General features: G+C 70.9%; 1 protein-coding gene. It reads left to right on the forward strand.

The window, feature by feature from the left end:
• Positions 1–261 (forward strand): UbiA prenyltransferase family protein (locus tag SB717_RS37145; protein ID WP_410908106.1); only part of this gene is annotated, 261 nt, incomplete at both ends.

Below are 261 nucleotides of genomic sequence, written 5' to 3' on the forward strand. Positions count from 1 at the left end.
GTCACGTTGACCGCGGACCCGAATGATCTGCCCCCGTTGTGGATGGTCGCGGTCAGTGGGTTGCTCGGGGTCGGCGGCCATCTACTCAACGTCGCGCCCGACCTCGGCGACGACGACGCCACCGGCGTTCGGGGACTTCCGCACATCCTGGGCGCCCGGCGCATCCCCTACGTCGCAGCGGCCCTGCTCGTCGGGGCGACGGCCATCGCGGTGATCGCGAACTCACACCTGCCGTGGATGTGGGCCGGCCTGGCGGTGGTG

Source organism: Priestia sp. SIMBA_032, assembly GCF_046535215.1.
Taxonomy (GTDB): domain Bacteria; phylum Bacillota; class Bacilli; order Bacillales; family Bacillaceae_H; genus Priestia; species Priestia aryabhattai.